Origin of the sequence: Paenibacillus farraposensis (assembly GCF_020736845.1) — a bacterium.
In the GTDB taxonomy this organism is placed as follows: Bacteria; Bacillota; Bacilli; order Paenibacillales; family Paenibacillaceae; genus Paenibacillus; species Paenibacillus farraposensis.
Genome location: NZ_JAFFQR010000112.1, coordinates 44,910 through 61,681 on the forward strand (window position 1 = coordinate 44,910; position 16,772 = coordinate 61,681).

At 46.7% G+C, this 16,772-nt stretch carries 14 protein-coding genes; all 14 read right to left on the reverse strand.

Going from position 1 to position 16,772, the window contains the following annotated elements:
• Window positions 1-156 precede the first annotated feature (156 nt).
• The 14 genes from JO375_RS18670 to JO375_RS18735 all read right to left on the reverse strand — a co-directional run bounded on the left by JO375_RS18670 (window position 157) and on the right by JO375_RS18735 (window position 16,770).
• Complete coding sequence (locus JO375_RS18670; protein WP_229525878.1) at window positions 157-4,473, reverse strand: PolC-type DNA polymerase III; 4,317 nt, start codon at window positions 4,471-4,473, stop codon at window positions 157-159.
• Between the two features lie 233 nt (window positions 4,474-4,706).
• Window positions 4,707-6,155, reverse strand: coding sequence for a proline--tRNA ligase (gene proS, locus JO375_RS18675; protein WP_229525879.1), 1,449 nt, complete (start codon window positions 6,153-6,155; stop codon window positions 4,707-4,709).
• 52 nt (window positions 6,156-6,207) lie between these two features.
• Window positions 6,208-7,479: an RIP metalloprotease RseP gene (rseP, locus tag JO375_RS18680; protein WP_229525880.1), complete on the reverse strand. Its 1,272-nt coding sequence runs from the start codon at window positions 7,477-7,479 to the stop codon at window positions 6,208-6,210.
• A gap of 110 nt (window positions 7,480-7,589) precedes the next feature.
• Entirely contained in the window at window positions 7,590-8,729 is a 1,140-nt protein-coding gene (locus tag JO375_RS18685; protein ID WP_229525881.1) for a 1-deoxy-D-xylulose-5-phosphate reductoisomerase, read from the reverse strand.
• 104 nt (window positions 8,730-8,833) lie between these two features.
• Window positions 8,834-9,625, reverse strand: coding sequence for a phosphatidate cytidylyltransferase (locus JO375_RS18690; protein WP_229525882.1), 792 nt, complete (start codon window positions 9,623-9,625; stop codon window positions 8,834-8,836).
• A 17-nt stretch (window positions 9,626-9,642) separates the two neighbouring features.
• On the reverse strand, window positions 9,643-10,410 hold the full coding sequence (locus JO375_RS18695) for an isoprenyl transferase (protein WP_229525883.1): 768 nt from the start codon (window positions 10,408-10,410) through the stop codon (window positions 9,643-9,645).
• Between the two features lie 84 nt (window positions 10,411-10,494).
• Window positions 10,495-11,049 (reverse strand): ribosome recycling factor, encoded by a 555-nt coding sequence (gene frr, locus JO375_RS18700; RefSeq protein ID WP_229525884.1) that lies wholly within the window; start codon window positions 11,047-11,049, stop codon window positions 10,495-10,497.
• Window positions 11,049-11,777 (reverse strand): UMP kinase, encoded by a 729-nt coding sequence (gene pyrH / locus JO375_RS18705; protein WP_229526874.1) that lies wholly within the window; start codon window positions 11,775-11,777, stop codon window positions 11,049-11,051. The genes frr and pyrH overlap by 1 nt, the downstream gene beginning before the upstream one ends.
• Before the next feature lie 121 nt (window positions 11,778-11,898).
• Window positions 11,899-12,549, reverse strand: coding sequence for a translation elongation factor Ts (gene tsf, locus JO375_RS18710; protein WP_229525885.1), 651 nt, complete (start codon window positions 12,547-12,549; stop codon window positions 11,899-11,901).
• 140 nt (window positions 12,550-12,689) lie between these two features.
• Entirely contained in the window at window positions 12,690-13,388 is a 699-nt protein-coding gene (gene rpsB, locus JO375_RS18715) for a 30S ribosomal protein S2 (RefSeq protein ID WP_229525886.1), read from the reverse strand.
• Window positions 13,389-13,642: 254 nt separating this feature from the next.
• A complete protein-coding gene (locus JO375_RS18720) occupies window positions 13,643-14,290 on the reverse strand; it encodes an endolytic transglycosylase MltG (protein ID WP_229525887.1) in 648 nt (215 codons plus the stop codon).
• Window positions 14,287-14,919 carry a DUF6115 domain-containing protein gene (locus tag JO375_RS18725; protein WP_229525888.1) on the reverse strand — a complete coding sequence of 211 codons (633 nt, stop codon included), beginning with the start codon at window positions 14,917-14,919 and terminating at the stop codon, window positions 14,287-14,289. Before JO375_RS18725 ends, JO375_RS18720 begins: the two co-directional genes overlap by 4 nt.
• Window positions 14,920-14,960: 41 nt before the next feature.
• Entirely contained in the window at window positions 14,961-15,281 is a 321-nt protein-coding gene (locus JO375_RS18730; RefSeq protein ID WP_229525889.1) for a hypothetical protein, read from the reverse strand.
• Between the two features lie 79 nt (window positions 15,282-15,360).
• Window positions 15,361-16,770: a DUF342 domain-containing protein gene (locus JO375_RS18735; protein WP_229525890.1), complete on the reverse strand. Its 1,410-nt coding sequence runs from the start codon at window positions 16,768-16,770 to the stop codon at window positions 15,361-15,363.
• Window positions 16,771-16,772 lie beyond the last annotated feature (2 nt).

Below are 16,772 nucleotides of genomic sequence, written 5' to 3' on the forward strand. Positions count from 1 at the left end.
AAAAATAACGTCTTCACGTTGTAACTGTATATCAAACAGTAAAGAGTGGGTTTCCCCACTCTTTTAGCAACGGTTTTATCTCCATGATTACCAAAAAAATTATAACATAACCGTAGTAGTGTGACAAGTGCCAGAGCTTGACTACTGTGGTTCAGATTAAAACAGAGACAGCTGGTTGCTCTCCGGCAGACCTCGGAAGCATCCCATCTGGGACAGCATTTCGACAATTGTTTTACTGGCCTTTGATTTCTGTTGGAAATCCTCTACAGATAAAAATTCACCCTGTTCACGGGCTGCCGCGATGTTGCGCGCCGCGTTCTCACCAATTCCCTGAAGAGCTCCGAATGGTGGGATGAGTGAATCCCCATCCACTTTAAAGCGTGTAGCTTCGGAGCGGTACAAGTCAATGGATTTGAAGCTGAAGCCGCGAGCAGTCATTTCCAATGCCATTTCCAGGATTGGCAGCATCACTTTTTCCTTTTGCGAGGCCTGGAAGCCGAGCTGCTCGATCTCGACAATTTTCTTTCCAATTGCATCATATCCCTGACAGCACAGCTCAATATCAAAATCAGCTGCCCGGACCGAGAAATATGTCGCATAATATTCAATCGGATGATACAGCTTGAAATACGCTGTCCGCACCGCTGAAATAACATAGGCTGCAGCATGCGCCTTCGGAAACATGTACTGGATTTTCAGGCAGGAATCAATGTACCACTGCGGCACCTTGCATTTTTTCATTTCCTCAATCCATTCGTCACTAAGCCCCTTACCTTTACGCACGCTTTCCGTTATTTTAAAGGCCAGACCTGCGTCCATCCCCGCCTTGTAAATCAAATACAGCATGATATCATCCCGGCAACCAATGACAGTCTTGATGTTACAGGTATTATTTTTGATCAGTTCCTGTGCATTGCCCAGCCATACGCCTGTACCGTGAGACAAGCCGGAAATTTGCAATAAATCCGCAAAAGAGCTCGGCTGCGACTCTACCAGCATCTGGCGGACAAACTTCGTTCCCATCTCTGGTATGCCATAGGTTGCGACAGGTGTGCGGATTTGCTGCGGTGTTACCCCGAGCGCTTCGGTGGAGTTGAACATGCTCATCACCTTGGGATCATTCATCGGGATCGTCGTAGGGTCAACCCCGGTCAAATCCTGCAGCATTCTCATCATGGTCGGATCATCATGGCCCAGAATATCGAGTTTGAGCAAATTCGCATCAAAGGCGTGATAATCAAAATGCGTCGTTTTCCATTCTGAGCTCGTATCATCTGCCGGGTATTGCACCGGAGTAATGTCTTCGACCTCGATATAATCGGGAACAACAACAATCCCGCCCGGATGCTGTCCTGTACTGCGTTTTACACCTGTACAGCCGGAGGCCAGCCTGTTCAGTTCGGCTCCACGCCATTTTTTATGATGAGCCTCTTCATATTTTTTGGCAAAACCAAAGGCCGTTTTCTCGGCAACCGTACCGATGGTTCCTGCGCGAAATACACTTTTCTCACCAAACAGCACCTTCGTATAGTTATGCGCAACAGGCTGATATTCCCCGGAGAAGTTCAAATCAATATCGGGAACTTTATCTCCTTTAAACCCGAGAAACGTCTCAAATGGGATGTCTTGTCCTTCACCCTTGAGCTTGCCGCCGCATTTCGGACAGTTTTTGTCTGGCAGGTCAAATCCGCTTGGCACACTGCCGTCCAAAAACCATTCACTGTGCTTGCACTCCGGATTCACGCAAATGTAATGCGCAGGCAGAGGGTTAACCTCGGAAATGCCAAGAAAAGTAGCTACAACAGATGATCCGACAGAGCCCCGCGAGCCTACCAGGTATCCGTCCTGATTAGACTTTTTAACCAGACGTTCGGAAATGAGATAGTTCGCGGAGAACCCGTATTTGATAATTGGTTCCAATTCTTTTTCCAGGCGGGCTACCACCACCTCGGGCAAGGACTCCCCATAGATGGATTGTGCTGTCTCATAGCATTTGTTGCGAATTTCCTCGTCTGCCCCGTCCAGCAACGGTGTAAACAGCTTGTCAGGGAACAGTTCCAGTTCCTCAAACCGATCCGCGAGCTCATTGGTATTCGTAACAACGACCTCATAGGCCTTTTCCTCACCCAAAAATTCAAACTCTGCCAGCATTTCATCCGTTGTACGCAAATGGGCATCCGGTTTACGAATATCTTTGAGCGGGCTAAACCCCGTAATACCGTGTATCGTAATATCACGGTACAGCTTATCGCGAGTATCCAGATAATGAACATTGCCTGTGGCAATAACCGGCTTATCCAGCCGCTGCCCGATTTCGCATACTTTGCGCAAGGCCGTTTTCAGCGCATCTGGTCCGTTTACCAGTTGCTTTTCCACCAGATGCATATACATGGTTAAAGGCTGAATCTCCAGCACATCATAAAACTGTGCAATCTCCTCGGCTTCTTCCTCGGATTTGTTCAGTACTGCCTCGAAAAATTCCCCTTTTTCGCAGCCGGAAATGATAAGCAATCCGTCTCTCATTTCCGACAATTTGGATTTGGGAATACAAGGTACACGCTTGAAGTAGTCTGTATGCGACATGGAAACCAGTTTGTACAGATTTTTTTTGCCAATGGGATTCAGGGCATAAATACAGCAATGGAAAGGACGAGTGTTCGATAAATCCTTGCCCACATAGTCATTCAAGCGGTCGAGCATTTTTAATCCCTTCATTTGTTCCGCATCGCTTAGCAATCCGTTCAATACTCCTGCGAGTGCAACGGTATCATCAATAGCCCGGTGATGGCTTTCAAGGGCAACCTTATATTTAGCCGTCAATGTATTCAAACGGTGATTTTTCAATGTCGGGAACAACAAACGGGCCAGTTCCAGCGTATCGAGTACCGGATTGGTCATTTCAGGCAAGCCCATTCCTCGAAGCGTTGCCTGGATAAAGCCGACGTCAAATCGTGCATTATGGGCAACCAATACAGCATCGCCGGCAAAGGCAACGAATTCTTTTAGAACTGGCTCCACATCCGGTGCATCCTTGACCATCTCATCGTTGATATTCGTCAGCTGCTGAATGTTGTAGGGAATACGCTCATGCGGATTAACAAAGGTAGCATAACGGTCTATTTCTTTGCCTTCATGCATTTTGACAGCTGCGATTTCAATGATTTTATTTTGTGTGACTGACAAACCGGTGGTTTCAATATCAAAAACGACATAAGTCGCTGCTTTCAGATCTAAAGACTGTGGCTGCATTACAACCTCAACTGCATCATTAACCACATTGGCCTCAATACCGTAGATCATTTTAATTCCGTTTTTCTTGGCTGCTTTAGCAGCTTCAGGATAGCACTGCACAACGCCATGATCGGTAACCGCAATCGCTTTGTGTCCCCATTTGGCGGCTGTTTGGATATATTGGTCAATCGAGGTTACTGCATCCATCGCGCTCATCTTCGTATGCAGATGGAACTCAACCCGCTTTTCCTCTGCATGATCCTTACGTGTAGGCGGTGCCTGCACTTCAACCAGATCGGAGGGAATCATAACCAGTTCAGGAATTTGCATAAAACGATCATATTCAACTCGGCCACGGACCTTTACCCATTTTCCGTTAGCCAGCAGGCTAAGCACTTTTAGATCTTCTTTGGTTTTTGCAAACATTTTCATCTGCAGCGAATCACTAAAGTCCGTCAAATAAAACGTAAACAATGTACTACCATTGCGCAGTTCCTTACTATCAAGTCCGAAGATCGTACCCTGTAATGTGACTTTCTTCTCCTCATCCTGAATATCTTGCATCGGAACAGGCGGCTCCTTGATCTCGTATCCGAATTGGAGATGGACGGCTCCCTCTTCTTCATCCACAGGCGGCATTTCAGCTTCCATACTTTCCATCATCTTCTGAATCACTTCGCGTTCTTCCTGCATCTTCTTCTCTTGGAATTGCTGCAAGGCCTCCTGGTTGCTTTCGCCTACCTGGATTTTAACGCGCATGGAGAGCCCAAAATATTTATCATAAAACTTGATAATTGCTTGATCGATCTGCTTTTTGCGCGCCAGTTCCAGCGACATACTATCGCTCATCGTCAGCAACAGCAGCCCATCTTCCCACTCCTGCACAGCCCGATTCATCCAACCGTTTACAGAAGGGATTTCACGGTGCACCCACTCCAGAAAAAGCTTCCAGTATTCACCGATGATGTCACCTGCTTGAACCTGCTCACTATAATGAAAACGAAACGTAATTTTTGCGATATGATTCATCTTTTCCTGTACCTGAATGCAAAACGTACGATACACTTGAGCAGGAACCAGCATCTCCTTGGCAATGACAATATTCCAATCCTTATTCGTACGGCTAATTTCCACCTGCTCAATCCAACCGTCCAAAAAATAAGGTTCAACCACTCCCGCTGGCATTATGACCTGTTTCATCAACAGTTCCAGCCGCTTTCTCTTCTCTTCAGCGCCGCCCATGGCTCTCCCCCGTTCCTAATGATGCTAGCCTATCTATTGTATACATGCTTCCATCTACACGCTGAAAACATGAAAAGCTTCTGCGTCAAAAATATCTCCGACCGCAAAAGCTTTTCGTAGCCCTCCTCATTCCTCTGTAACCACTGCATACAACCTGCGGGGCATAGCCACGTACAGATACTGCTCGCAGAGAAAATGATGTGAGTATAATGGGTAGTGCTTTGCTTCCTAAATTAGTACGCCCGTGCGAACACTACAGTATGCTTGGCAGGTTTGCCACAGCACAGACATGTGGTCTTTTGCTCGGCTGCTTTGAATGGGATGTTACGGCTTGTAGCGCCCGTTACTTCTTTGACTTTATCTTCACATTCCTCAGATCCGCACCAGCCTGCCAGAGTAAAGCCGCGTTTTTCTTCCATAAGCACCTTCATTTCATCCAGCGTATCCACAGAATAGAAGTGATCTTCCATAAAGCTCTTCGCTCGATCATACATTTCCAGTTGTACCTGTGCTAGCATGGCCTGGACTTCCTCAACCAGGTTGTCCTGCTGTACGACCTTTTTTTCGCCGCTAATACGGGACACAAGTACACAGACACCATTTTCCATATCACGAGGTCCGATTTCCAAACGTACCGGGACACCGCGCATTTCATATTCATTAAATTTCCAGCCTGGGCTTACATCGCTGCGGTCATCCATTGTCACACGTACACCTGCTTGCTTCAGTTCAGTGAACAGTTCATCTGCACGCGCGATCACTGCATCACGCTTCTTAGGCGGCCCAATCGGAACCATAATGACTTGCGTAGGTGCCACTTTAGGGGGCAGAGCCAGACCGCGATCATCCCCATGGACCATAATCAGTGCACCAATCAGGCGCGTACTTGTCCCCCATGAAGTGGTATGCGCGTATTCCAGGCTATTTTCACGACTCAAATATTTGATGTCAAATGCAACCGCAAAATTGGTCCCCATATAGTGGGAAGTCCCGGCTTGTACCGCACGCCCATCCTTCATCATCGCTTCCAGTGAGAAGGTATCCTTCGCACCTGCAAATTTTTCAGATGGTGTTTTTTGCCCGGTAATAACCGGAATCGCGAGAACCTCTTCAATAACCTCGCGGTATACTTCAAGCATTTTCATCGTTTCTTCGCGTGCTTCATCCTCGGTTTCATGAGCCGTGTGACCTTCTTGCCACAAAAATTCACTCGTACGCAAGAAAGGCAATGTACGTTTTTCCCAGCGCACCACGTTAGCCCATTGATTAATAAGTACAGGCAGGTCCCGATAAGACTGAATCCATTTGGAATACATATGTCCAATCATGGTTTCTGAAGTCGGACGGATCGCGAGCCGCTCTTCCAGCTTTTCTCCACCAGCCTCGGTTACCCAAGGAAGCTCAGGGTTAAATCCTTCCACATGCTCCTTTTCTTTTTGGAAAAAGCTTTCTGGAATGAACATCGGGAAATAGGCATTACGGTGCCCCGTTTCCCTGAAACGCACGTCCATCGCTTCCTTGATGTGCTCCCAAATTTCAAATCCTTCTGGGCGGAATACAATACACCCGCGAACCGGGGAATAATCCATCAGTTCCGCTTTTTTAATAACATCAATGTACCATCGGGAAAAATCTTCGCTCTGTGGCGTAATCTCCTCGACAAACTGTTTATCGTTCGACATAGAAATGCATGTCCTCCCATACAGACCGTTTTTATATAAGTCCGCCTCTAAATTAACCATTAATTAAGCGTAAAATATCGTTGTACGTGACCGCGATCATCAGCAGGAACAGCATGGCAAAGCCAACAAAATGGACCATTCCCTCTCTGCCCGGATCAACGGGACGTCCTCTTACCGCCTCCACACCGAGGAATACAAGTCTGCTACCATCCAGCGCTGGAATCGGCAGCAAATTGAATATCCCCAGATAAAGACTCATGATAGCAGTCCAATACGTTAACTGCACAATGCCCTGCTTGGCAATCTGTCCTGTCACCTCAAAAGTGCGTACCGGACCTCCCAGGTCATTAATGGAGAAGCGTTGAATGAGTTGGCCAAATCCTTGGAAGATCATATCGGTCGTTCGTACCATGGATTGTCCGGCAAATTTAAACGTCTCCCCAACACCCGCTTGGCGTGTTGGAAGTTCTGGCACGATGCCTACTTTACCGCCCTTTTGCCCTTCCATTGCACGAGGCGTTATGGTAAGATCAAACGTTTGGTTATCCCGGCGAACCTTCCACTTCATCGGCTTGTCTTGAGAATCGGCAATCAGCTTGATCAAATTTTCAACATTCGCACCAATGGCAATTCCGTTTACCGATTCAATGATATCCCCCTTATGCAAATCAGCCTCGGCAGCAGGCATCCCCGCTGTAATATCACTAATTTGAACATAAGTCGGGTTCTCCACTTGTATCCCAACCATCTGGATATGCAAAGCAAAGAGAATAAAGGCAAGAATAAAATTCATCAGCGGTCCGGCAAAAATAGCCAGTGCGCGCTGTCCCACCGTTTTACTGCCATACTGTCGATCCTTCGGCGCAATTTGGGTGGATTGTCCCTTGGCTATCATCATCGCTTGCGGGTGTACAGTGTATTGCTGTTCTTCGCCATCGACATCCAACTTTACAGTCAGCGCCTCTACCAGATCGATATCCAACACTTCGCCACGTACTACATTTTTACGGTTATCCAGTTGATCCAGATAAATGGTTTTAACGATGCCGTCCGTTACGCGTACAGCAACTGTTTGTCCGGTTTCAATTTCATTGACTTCCGGATCTTCTCCCGCCATACGGGCGAAACCGCCGAAAGGCAGCAAACGCAGCGTAAATCGCGTCTCGTTTCTTTTATAAGAAAACAGTTTTGGACCGAAACCGATCGCAAACTCCCGTACCAGAATCCCGGCGCGTTTGGCAAAATAATAATGCCCCCATTCATGCACCGTCACTATGACGAAAAACATGAGCACCGTCATCAACACTATTTGAATCGTTTCCAATCGTTTCCGTTCTCCTTTCAATGAGATCGAGTTTGTCTTCCTAGATTATCATTATTCTCCAATCCTGTACAAGAGAATCACATTTCACCTCTCGAGTCCCAAGGTCAGCCTTATAGTCTGGCAGCTATGCTGCGCGTCTCATGGTCACAGGCTTCAATGGCAGACAGATCAGGGTTAGCGATATTGACATGTTGCTCCAACACATGTTCAATAATAGCCTCGATATGCAGAAAAGGAATCTCTCCACGCAGAAAACGAGCAACAGCAATCTCATTAGCTGCATTAAATGCGGTTGGTGCTGTACCACCTATTTTACCACATTCGAAGGCAAGCCTTAAACAAGGAAAACGATCAAAGTCCATTTCCCTAAAATGGATTGCCCCCACTTCAGCCAGCGACAGCGGCTTCACCGGGGACTTCATCCGCTCTGGGTATGTTAAAGCATACTGAATAGGGACTCTCATGTCTGGATTCCCCAATTGGGCAACGATACTCGTATCCTGGAACTCCACATAGGAATGAATGATGCTTTCCGGATGAAGCAACACGTGGATGTGCTCATAATCAAGCCCGAACAGCCAATGAGCTTCTATAACCTCCAGCCCTTTGTTCACCATTGTTGCTGAGTCAATCGTAATTTTGGCGCCCATCGACCAATTGGGATGCTTGAGTGCATCTTCCACCGTAACTTCTCGAAGCTGCTCTCTGGTCAAATCTCTAAAAGAACCGCCTGATGCCGTCAGGGTGATATGCGCCACATCTTTCATGCGCTCACCATTCAGGCATTGGAAAACAGCTGAATGCTCACTGTCAATCGGCAGCAACGGCACTCCTTTCGCCCGAGCCCGCTCTGTGACCAGATGTCCGGCCGTAACCAGTGTTTCCTTATTGGCCAAACCGATTTGCTTTCCAGCCTCAATCGCGGCCAGCGTGGAGTGCAATCCGACACTGCCCATTACAGCCGTCACAACCATATCCGCCTCTGTGTTGGCAGCCAGTTCAACAAGTCCTTCATTTCCCCAATGCAGTTCGATATCGGATGACAATAAAGGCCGAATTTCTTCCGCCAGTTGTTTAGTACCGACAGATACTTTTTTAGGTTTATAAAGTTGCGCCTGTTCAGCGAGCAGCTTTATGTTGGCCCCCCCCGCTAAAGCCTCAACAACAAACTGGTCCGGGTGCATGGATACCACATCCAGCGTTTGTGTCCCAATCGACCCGGTTGAACCAAGTACCGTAATTCTTTTCATGATGCACCTTCCTATCCTGAAAATCATGGTTTCATCCTTCTAATGGCGCAATATAGGCAACATAGAGATGAATCCTGAACATAAATGATAATCACCAGGTAATTTTATGGAAGCAGCATCAGCATATGTACAAATGGAAAAACGACAATCCAGCTGTCGCAGCGGTCTAATATACCACCGTGTCCTGGCAGCAGATTACCGGAATCTTTGATGCCGTACACTCGTTTGTACGCAGATTGTACCAAATCACCCAGCTGCCCTACAACAGCACAGGACAAGCCAATACCAAAGGCTTTAGTCCACGGCAACAGCCCGCCTGACAATCCGGCGAATACTAAAGCTACAGCCAGCGCCAAAACAATGCCGCCAATGGAGCCTTCGACCGTTTTATTCGGGCTAATCGCAGGCCATAGCTTCGTCTTCCCTGCCATTTTACCTACAAAATAGGCCCCGGCATCACTTGCCCAGATACAAGCCAGTAATAAAAAAGTCCATAACAGCCCATGTTCCATATGACGTGATTCCGCAATGTACGAAAATCCAAAACCTATATATACAGTACCAAGAAATAGCATTGCTACCGTTTGAATAGGGATCTTGTTTTTCGTTCCTACCGTAATGACCATAAAAGCGATCATGATTAGCCAAAGCATGCTGGCAAAGGGCAATGGTGAGTGCAAGCCCAGAGGCTGATACGGGAATACAAAAGCTAATATGCCCACGTAGCCAAGTAATGCCGTCCTCCCGACAGGAGATACCTGCGTCATTCGTGCGAACTCATAAAATCCGATTAGGGCCATCACCAAAACAAGCAAATGGTAGGCCAAGCCGCCCCACAGGACCATTGCCAAAAAGAATACGCCTGCCAGAATACCGGTAATTAATCTCTGTCTCAACGGCTTTCATCCTCCATTTACTTTAGTCCGCCATATCGTCGTGATCTTTGCTGATATTCGCTCACTGCTTCGTATAAGTGCTCTTTCTTAAATTCAGGCCAATAAATATCCGTAAACCATAGCTCACTGTAAGCAAGCTGCCAAAGCATAAAATTACTGAGTCTAAGTTCACCACTTGTTCGAATCAGTAAATCAGGGTCTGGCATACCGCTGGAAAGCAACGTGTTCCCGATCATATCAGGCGTTATATCTTCTGGTTTAAGCTCTCCGTTTTCTATTTGACGGCCGAGCGCTTGCATGCATTCCGTGATCTCCAGACGACTGCCATAATTTAATGCAAAATTAAGAACAAGCCCGGTATTATGCTCGGTTCGGTGAATGGCCTCAGTCAATGCTTCAACGGTATAGGAAGGTAAATGCTCCTTGTTTCCCATCATCCGCACCTGCACATTTTTTTCAATCAGTTCATCCAGCTCAATAGCCAGAAACTCCTGTGGCAGCCGCATCAGAAAGTCGACTTCTTCCTTTGGGCGTGTCCAATTTTCCGTTGAAAAAGCAAATAGAGTCAAATACTTAATGCCCAGTTCATCCGCCGCAATTGCCGTGCGTTTCACTGCCTTCATTCCATTTTGATGCCCTACAATCCGCGGCATTCCAATCCGTTTGGCCCATCTGCCGTTTCCATCCATGATGACAGCAACATGCTTCGGAATATTGTCCTTTGAAATGGCCGGTGTTTGCTGTTTTTGTTCCCCGTTCCACCAAGACCGAACCCGTTTGATCATTCCAGTTCCTCCAGCATTCTCTGAAAATGTGCCTCAGGCTTGAAAAGAGACAAACCCCACCGTAAGGGAGGGGCTGCCATTCTTTTAGACTTCCATAATTTCTTTTTCTTTTGCAGCTAACACTTTATCCACTTCAGTGATAAATTTATCAGTCGTTTTCTGGATATCTTCCTGATGTTTACGGGATTCGTCCTCGGAAATATCAGTTTTCTCCATTTTTTTGATATCGTCATTAGCATCACGACGGATGTTACGAATGGCGATCTTTGCTTCTTCACCATTCTTTTTCGTCATCTTTACCAATTCGGTTCTGCGTTCCTCAGTTAAAGCAGGAATGGTCAGACGGATGGTATTTCCATCATTTGATGGTGTCAAACCCAGATCGGATTTTTGAATAGCGCGTTCGATATCGGCCAGGGAGGATTTGTCCCAAGGCTGAATCATCAAGGTCCGGCTGTCAGGCGTATTTACGTTTGCCAGCTGGTTGACCGGAGTCATTGCACCGTAATACTCAACTTGCACACGATCCAGCAAAGCTGGTGTTGCCCGTCCGGCACGCAAGGACGAAAGATCACGTTGCAATGCCTGGATTGCTTTTTTCATGCGCTCTTCTGCACTCTTTTTCACGGATTGTGGCATTAATTTACACTCCCTTTGACGATCGTACCAATTTTCTCGCCCAGTACGACACGTTTAATGTTACCTTGCTCTGTAATAGCAAAGACAATCAACGGAATATTGTTATCCATGCACAACGAGGAAGCTGTAGAATCCATGACACCGAGGTTTTTGTTGAGCACATCCAGATACGTAAGCTGCTCATATTTCTCGGCTGTACTATCTTTAAACGGATCGGCCGAATAGACGCCGTCCACTTTATTTTTGGCCATCAGAATCACTTCGGCTTCAATTTCAGCAGCTCGCAGCGCAGCCGTGGTGTCTGTTGAAAAGAACGGATTGCCTGTACCTGCCGCAAAAATAACGACCCGGCCTTTTTCCAGATGGCGAATAGCTCTCCGGCGGATATAGGGTTCCGCAATTTGTTGCATCGCAATGGATGTCTGCACACGGGTAGGTACTTTAATTTGTTCTAAAGCATCCTGCAAAGCCAGTGAGTTCATCACCGTTGCCAGCATCCCCATGTAATCGGCCGTTGCCCGGTCAATCCCGTTGGCACTACCGGCGATACCACGCCAAATATTGCCGCCTCCACATACGATAGCAACCTCTACGCCCAGTTCTACAACGTCTTTAACTTGCTGAGCAATCGATGCAATCGTTTCTGCATCGATACCGTAGCCGTTCGTTCCTGACAGCGACTCCCCACTAACTTTCAGGACAACGCGCTTAAACACAGGTTTTTCCAAATGATCACCCTTCAATATCATTTTATTTTTTGTAACAGGATAGGTGTCCTGTTGCAAGAAAAGGAACACTGATGTGTTCCATTTCCGTTTTTTTGTATATGCAATTACCGTTCGCTGGTAATTATTGTTTCACTTGCGACATAACTTCTTCGTAGAAGTTATCTTCTTTTTTCTCCAGACCTTCACCCAGCTCAAAACGAACAAAGCGACGTACGGAGATGTTTTCACCAATCGTGCTGATTTTTTCGTTGATGAGCGTAGAGATTGTTTTATCTGGATCTTTGATGAAAGATTGCTCCAACAAGCAGAATTCTTCATAGAATTTGCCGATGCGGCCTTCAACCATTTTTTCAACGATTTTTTCTGGTTTACCTTCGTTCAACGCTTGTGCTTTCAGAATTTCTTTTTCTTTTTCAAGCTCATCCTGTGGCACTTCTTCGCGACGAACATAACGAGGGTTCGATGCAGCGATATGCATTGCGATATCACGCACAAAATCTTTGAACTGGTCTGTTTTAGCTACGAAGTCTGTTTCGCAGTTCACTTCTACCAGTACGCCGATACGGCCGCCAGCATGAATGTAAGATTCAACAACGCCTTCAGTAGCAATACGGCCCGCTTTGTTGGCTGCAGCTGCGAGTCCTTTTTCGCGCAGAACTTCAACCGCTTTTGTCAAATCACCATTTGCTTCTTCAAGCGCTTTTTTGCAATCCAGCATTCCTGCGCCTGTTTTTTCACGAAGCTCTTTTACTGCGCTAGCATTAACTGCCATATTATTTCCCTCCAAATTTGGTTTCAGTAGTATAAACAAGTTTTATTCCTTAAAAAAAGGGTAGTGAGAGGTTATCCACCTACCAACCACCCTTTTCATTTAATTCATATAATTCATATAGGTATTTCCTGACGGAATTATTATGCTGTAGTTTCTTCGCCTTGGTTAGCTTCCATCACTGCATCAGCCATTTTACCAGTCAGCAATTTAACAGCGCGAATCGCGTCATCATTACCTGGGATCACATAGTCGATTTCATCTGGATCGCAGTTTGTATCAACGATACCTACAATTGGGATACCCAATTTACGTGCTTCAGCAACCGCGATACGTTCTTTACGTGGATCAATGATGAACAGAGCGCTTGGAAGGCCCTTCATGTTTTTGATACCGCCCAAGAATTTTTCAAGACGATCTTTTTCTTTGCGAAGGATGATAACTTCTTTTTTAGGAAGAACTGCGAATGTGCCGTCCTCTTCCCAAGTTTCCAACTGTTTCAAGCGGTCAATACGCTTTTGAATGGTTTGGAAGTTAGTCAGCGTTCCACCCAACCAACGTTGGTTGATGTAGAATTGACCAGCGCGTTCTGCTTCTTCTTTAACAGAATCTTGCGCTTGTTTCTTAGTGCCTACGAACAGGATTGTACCGTTCTCAGCTGCAATGCTTTTTACAAAGTTGTAGGCTTCCTCAACTTTTTTCACTGTCTTTTGCAAGTCAATGATGTAAATACCGTTTCTTTCAGTGAAGATATAACGATCCATTTTCGGGTTCCAGCGACGTGTTTGGTGACCAAAGTGAACCCCAGCTTCCAAAAGCTGTTTCATGGAGATTACTGCCATCTTCACGCACCTCCTAAGTTTGGTTTTTTGTGTGTCCTCCGCCGACATCATTTTTCATCAAGACTTTTCAGTTGAAAAGCACCCTTCATGAAATTAACCGACGTGCGTTTTTAACACCGTCAATTAATATACCATAACATTTGCATCGTTGCAACCAGCTTTTCGACATCGTTGAATCCATGCAAATTATGGCAGATCGCTTCCTTCTGGCAAGCATTTTGCGCAAATAAAAAGTCGTCCACTTGCCAGTTCGGTCAGTTGGACGACTTCTTTGTAATTTTGGTAATAATAGAACCAAAATCCTCACCTTTAGCAAATTCGTAAGTACCGGTACGGATTTTGGAATTAATTCTTTGAGCTTTAGCTGCCGCCTCGAATGCATCGGCATCCGAAACAACACCCGCCTTTTGCAGCCCGGATGCCACACTTCTTAAACTACTCCCCGATGCAATACTATATTGGATCTGCGGAGCAGCAGGCTGCTTGGGGATACCTGGAGCAGATGCAGCACCAGATTTTTTCGCAAGCGGCTTATCCGGATTTTTCGGTATAGACGTGCTGGACGCAGGTTTGGAAGCATTCGAGGGTGCGCTGTTCGCCGGTGTCTTTGGTGCTGATGGCGTTTGAGCCGGCTTGGCCTTTTGGGGCGCAGTCGGTGTTTTTCTACCTTCCTTGATCACCTTATTCCGCCATTCCTCTTCTGTCATCCTCGGATCAGAACTGTCGCTGATCTGAAGATTTAACCTAGCGGCCGCCTGTTCCAATTGCTCACGAGTCATTTTTTTCGGGTCAATTGGAGATTGCTGTGATTGTCCCTGACCGATCATGGCCAATTGCAACAGCAGCGCACCTGTTATAAGCCCAGTACCCATACCCAACATAAATGAACGATTTTTGATCATCTCAGATCCTCCCGTTCTTCCAGTTGCAATATGAGCTTTACCTCGCCCCGCTGGATGCCTAATTGCTTGGCTATGTAATCCACCGATTTCCCCTGCTCATGCAGCGCAAACAGCTCCTGATAACGATCGCGGATAGATTCCGTCTTCTGTTCAGTTTCAGTCTCTTGCAACACTGCCTGCTCATCCCCGGTTACGAGGAGAGCGTCCGAATGAGCATGCTCCTCTTGTGCGGGCCTCGCGGACGGCGGCCGATAGAACTGGCCATACGCAGCCGCAGCCTGTTGTGGAATCCCTGCATAGCCTACATTTTCATTTGTAGACTCCGCTTGTGTAGAGGCAACGGCAAATGCAGCCTGCCGCTCAAGCTCTACAATACGGTTCCGAAGCTCGGCTACCTGCTCCTGTAATGCAACCTGCTTAGCCGCATGTTCCTGCTTCATGCCGGATACAAGCTCAATCAGCTCGTTATTGTCGCTTTCAATATCGGCCATATATTGCTCCAGTGTGGCCTCGACCTTTTGGACGACTGCCTCTTCTGTTCCGCGGCCCGGCTGACGTTTAGGCAGCAGCAAGGCGTAGACAACAGCTGCAGCGCCCAGCAGAACGATATAAATCCATGGTTGGTCCACTCCCCATCGTCTCCTTTAATAATGCTTCTCCGCCTGTCGTATCAGAGCGAAAAGTCAATATGGTGCCCCTTGTACGGATGCTCTGCCGGATGCTCCTTAGGTAGCTCATTCTCACCAGACCGGGAGCGGCTTGGCTGTGACGGTTTCCTGCCTTGCTCTCCTGTTTGCCGCTCACCGACAAATGTTTCCGCAGACTCATCTACCCCGCTGCTTCTCTGACGCATATTTTCCGTTTCCAACGCGGCTTTTTGCCCTAGCAACGCCTGATCATTCATCGGCCGCTGCAGGAACTCATTTTGGTATTTACCCGCTTCACTGGTACGAGGTACGGCAATTTGCAATTCAACAGCTTTCAAGCTCATTGGACCACGTCCTTTCCGATTGAGCATCTGTATCTGTCTTCGAGGAATACAATGTTGAGTTATGATCTGTATATCAAAGTTAAACGTAAGCGGACATGCTGATGTCTCCCTCATGATAATAAAACGCCATTCTATCCACTGAATCTTTAATATATTTCGTATATCTGCCGATAACTATTTTAGAGCCGCCGTAAATTGTATTTTTCACTTCTACCCGTGCCTGGCTCGTATCTTCCAATGTTCGTTCAATTTCAAGCATTCTGGATTTGGTCTCCAAAAGCTCTTGTTCGTTCGATTTTTTAGTAGATGTCAGCTTGATCCGCATCGCCATTCTTTCAGGCGCAAGCTGTCCAGAGGCCGCCAGCTGATCCAAGATGGCAAGAGCCTTATTGGTTTTATCCTGACTGTCAGTCTGCTGCTTCAAACGCGCTCGCAGTTCTGTCAGCTCATCACGCAGTTCCGGAAGTACGCCCACTTCGATCGTGGTAGCTGTGGACATCGTGTTACCAATCGTACGCGCCACTACCTTTTCGCCAGCTTGTATATTGCCGCCTACGATGAGTCCTTTGGTTCTCTCGCAGATTACATTCCGGCTCGCCTTAAGCCTGGAATGCATAATACTCTGGGATACAAGTATATCACCTCCCGCTATGACGTTACCATCCTGTATAAAGGAGCATTTGACGTTTTGTGCTGCTTTTACATAGCCTTTGTGGTATCCAATAATACCCCCGCTGATCTCCACCGAACCTTCCGCTTCCAGTTCAGCACCTTCCACACCACCGACGACACGGATGTCGCCAGCCGCTCGAATACGAAACCCTGTCAAAACATTTCCACGAATGACGACGGTTCCAACAAAATCAATGTTTCCGATACTGTAATCCACGTCCCCTTTCACTTCATATACAGGGAATACATTAAGTTTGCCTTTTTCAGTTGTTGTCACCAATCCATCAATAGCCGCATACATCGCAATGCCTTCAGGATGAACCACTACATTTTTACCAACCTTGAAGCGCGCCTCCTTACCCGGAAGAAAAGGAATTTCCTCTCCGGTTACAGCAATCCCCGGAACACCAGGTACAGGTTCAACCCGTTCGGCAATCAGTTGTCCACGCCTTACATTTTTCAAACGGGTTAATTCTTTATAGTTCACCCGTCCATCAACGGTTTCAAGAGGCTTATGTTCATCTTCCCCGGTTACAATATCAGCCAGATTAATTTTTCCATTTTTTCCATGAATCGGTTGCTTTCCCTGAGCTATCAATAATTTGGTAAAGAAATAATCTTCCGGACATGCCGCAAAAGTATGAATCGCATCAGTAATCAAACCATAGGATATTTTTTGGTTGCGCAAATAACGTTCTAGTTCTTCCACAGAACAGGCAAAGCCTTCTTCACGCTTGGCAAATTCTAAGTAGGCGGTTTGTTTGTCAGGTGAAACAACCACTTTTAAAAATTGGTCCAAAGCAAATTGCTTCTCCATAA